The sequence below is a fragment of the Microbulbifer litoralis genome, from assembly GCF_023634065.1.
GTDB lineage: Bacteria > Pseudomonadota > Gammaproteobacteria > Pseudomonadales > Cellvibrionaceae > Microbulbifer > Microbulbifer litoralis.
In genome coordinates, this window is sequence record NZ_JALKCV010000033.1 from 1 (window position 1) to 2,017 (window position 2,017).

General features: G+C 52.2%; 2 protein-coding genes. One reads left to right on the forward strand and one right to left on the reverse strand.

The annotated features are described in order from the left end of the window. Positions 1-810 (reverse strand): group II intron reverse transcriptase/maturase (gene ltrA, locus MWN76_RS20810; RefSeq protein WP_250465102.1); only part of this gene is annotated, 810 nt, incomplete at its 3' end. 604 nt (positions 811-1,414) lie between these two features. On the opposite strand from ltrA, the gene MWN76_RS20815 reads away from it, so the two are divergent. Further along, positions 1,415-1,819, forward strand: a complete 405-nt coding sequence (locus tag MWN76_RS20815; protein WP_250465104.1) for a DUF4279 domain-containing protein — start codon at positions 1,415-1,417, stop codon at positions 1,817-1,819. Positions 1,820-2,017: the final 198 nt, after the last annotated feature.

Here is a 2,017-nt window from a genome sequence, read left to right on the forward strand (position 1 = left end):
GTTTGTGATGCTGCGCAGAACACGCTCTCCCGAACGCCGGCTCTTTACCAGGATGATAAAGTCGTCCGCGTAGCGGGCGAACTGGTGGCCGCGCCGTTCCAGCTCTTTGTCCAGAGGATCGAGCATGATGTTGGCCAGCAGTGGCGATAATGGACCGCCCTGTGGAACACCTTCGCGACTCTCGTGGAGGAACTGGTTATCGATAAACCCAGCTCGTAGGTATCGCGCAATCAGTTGCTTCAATCGTCGGTCATGAACCTTTCGGCCCACTAACGACATCAGCAGATCGTGGTTGACGCGATCAAAGAACTTCGATAGATCCACATCGACGGCGATATTCCGCTTCTGTTTAATGATCCGCTGTACCTGTTTTACCGCTTGCTGCCCATTTCGTCCCGGCCGGAACCCAAAGCTATGCTCTGAGAAGGCCGGGTCGAAGACAGGTGTGAGCACTTGAGCAATTGCTTGTTGAATAACGCGATCAGTCACCGTCGGGATACCAAGCAGTCGCCTGCCACCGTCCGGCTTCTCGATCTCAACACGCCGTACTGGTTGTGGGAAATAGCGCCCTGAGATTAACTGACGCTTGACTGCTTCCCAGCCACCAGATTTTGCCCATGCCGGAAAGTCGTCAACGGACATGCCATCGATTCCGGCGGCTCCCTTATTGGCTCGAATCTGTTTCCATACCCGCTGTAGATTCACGGGCTGGAGCACTTGTTCGAACAGATCGTTGCTAAAGGCTGGCTTCAGGTCAATACGCTGAGTCACGTCACTGCCGGCCGGCATTCGTGTGTTCAAGTCTGACAAGGCTCCTCCTTTCTCTGATTGTTCAGGCCTTCACCTTGTCCCGGCCATTACGCTGGGTATTTGGCTACTATGCCGTCTGCTGACTTCTGCTTGATCACCCGCAGGGTTACCCCTGAAGGCGCTGTCGGTTTCCATCGATTTGCTCTCCCAGGGGAATGAGGCCAGGGAGCCAAGGCACTTGTAGACCAGAGCCTCACTGGTTTCCTACCGATCGCGTGTCAAGCAGATCTCCCCAGATAAGAACATGAACTTTCACTGCGCAACTGCATCATTTACGGTGGCCGTTAGATCACGCGGCTTCGCTGTCTTGTGCCAGCTCGCCTCCAGCCTACGCCTCATATGATGTTCTTCTTCATCAGCTCGCAGTTTTGCTAGCGGCTTCCTCCAGACAGGCCTTCGCAGGCCTGCCCTTGCCATTCGCTAGTAGTTGACGTTAAATTGTCATTTAACGGTGATCTTCCTACAGGGGACTCTCACCCCATTAGTTCATGCCCATGCTGGGCGTACACAAAGCGCATCACTACGCGTCCTTTCGGCCGCCGGATGCTCGCAAGCTCGCACCGGTGTGCGCGGCGTTATGTGTCAGTAGATCTAGAATCAAGCCATGGAAGAAGAGCTCTATTTTAATTATTCTGCAACTCTGAGAATATTTTCTGAGTCTGGTATCGATTTCGAGGAGATAGAAAGTGTTCTCGGGGTAGAACCAACGAGAAGGCATAAAAAGGGTGATCGTTGGCGCGTGGGAAGTACAGAATATAAACAGGATATGTGGTGTCTCGATTCCGGCCTCGATGAAGAGGTCAGTTTGGAGAAACATTTATTCGCCCTATGGGAGGTACTCAAACCTCATAAAGATTACTTATTGTCTTTAAAAACTAAGGCAAAAGTAGATGTATTTTGCGGGTATAGGTCAAGTAGCCATACTGCCGGGGTAAATGTTTCGCACCAAGCGCTAGAAATCTTTAGAGAGCTCGAGGTTGATTTTGGCTTATCGATAATCACCACATAACAATCGCAGGCAGTTTGCTCCGGCCCTTTGGGCCTCCGCGGGACGCCCAACGCTATGCACATTTTGTGCGGATCGCTGCGCTCCCAGGTTCGCACAAAATGTGTATAGCATTGGTCGCCCCTGCTGCGGACGTTCAGGCTGTAGAAAAACTCATAACCCCCCCATTTTTTGGTAGAATTTGGCTCTCAAAGGGAGGGA